Origin of the sequence: Gilliamella sp. BG2, assembly GCF_046635645.1 — a bacterium.
Taxonomy (GTDB): Bacteria; Pseudomonadota; Gammaproteobacteria; order Enterobacterales; family Orbaceae; genus Gilliamella; species Gilliamella bombi.
Genome location: NZ_JBIDFF010000071.1, coordinates 1 through 1,316, shown reverse-complemented (window position 1 = coordinate 1,316; position 1,316 = coordinate 1). Strand labels below are relative to the sequence as shown.

At 51.6% G+C, this 1,316-nt stretch carries 1 rRNA gene; it reads left to right on the top strand.

The window, feature by feature from the left end:
* A 16S ribosomal RNA gene (locus ACGH6Q_RS12315) occupies positions 1 to 1,273 on the top strand; the annotation flags it as partial.
* Positions 1,274 to 1,316: the final 43 nt, after the last annotated feature.

Below are 1,316 nucleotides of genomic sequence, written 5' to 3'. Positions count from 1 at the left end.
ACCAAGGCGACGATCTCTAGCTGGTCTGAGAGGATGACCAGCCACACTGGAACTGAGACACGGTCCAGACTCCTACGGGAGGCAGCAGTGGGGAATATTGCACAATGGGGGGAACCCTGATGCAGCCATGCCGCGTGTATGAAGAAGGCCTTCGGGTTGTAAAGTACTTTCGGTGATGAGGAAGGTAATGAATCTAATAGGTTTATTAATTGACGTTAATCACAGAAGAAGCACCGGCTAACTCCGTGCCAGCAGCCGCGGTAATACGGAGGGTGCGAGCGTTAATCGGAATGACTGGGCGTAAAGGGCATGTAGGCGGATAATTAAGTTAGGTGTGAAAGCCCTGGGCTCAACCTAGGAATTGCACTTAAAACTGGTTAACTAGAGTATTGTAGAGGAAGGTAGAATTCCACGTGTAGCGGTGAAATGCGTAGAGATGTGGAGGAATACCGGTGGCGAAGGCGGCCTTCTGGACAGATACTGACGCTGAGATGCGAAAGCGTGGGGAGCAAACAGGATTAGATACCCTGGTAGTCCACGCTGTAAACGATGTCGATTTGGAGTTTGTTGCCTAGAGTGATGGGCTCCGAAGCTAACGCGATAAATCGACCGCCTGGGGAGTACGGCCGCAAGGTTAAAACTCAAATGAATTGACGGGGGCCCGCACAAGCGGTGGAGCATGTGGTTTAATTCGATGCAACGCGAAGAACCTTACCTGGTCTTGACATCCACAGAATCTTGTAGAGATACGAGAGTGCCTTCGGGAACTGTGAGACAGGTGCTGCATGGCTGTCGTCAGCTCGTGTTGTGAAATGTTGGGTTAAGTCCCGCAACGAGCGCAACCCTTATCCTTTGTTGCCATCGATTAGGTCGGGAACTCAAAGGAGACTGCCGTTGATAAAGCGGAGGAAGGTGGGGACGACGTCAAGTCATCATGGCCCTTACGACCAGGGCTACACACGTGCTACAATGGCGTATACAAAGGGAGGCGACCTCGCGAGAGTAAGCGGACCTCACAAAGTACGTCTAAGTCCGGATTGGAGTCTGCAACTCGACTCCATGAAGTCGGAATCGCTAGTAATCGTGAATCAGAATGTCACGGTGAATACGTTCCCGGGCCTTGTACACACCGCCCGTCACACCATGGGAGTGGGTTGCACCAGAAGTAGATAGCTTAACCTTCGGGAGGGCGTTTACCACGGTGTGGTTCATGACTGGGGTGAAGTCGTAACAAGGTAACCGTAGGGGAACCTGCGGTTGGATCACCTCCTTACGAAGAGCTCGTAAGTGTTCACACAGATTGTTTGTTTAGAAGA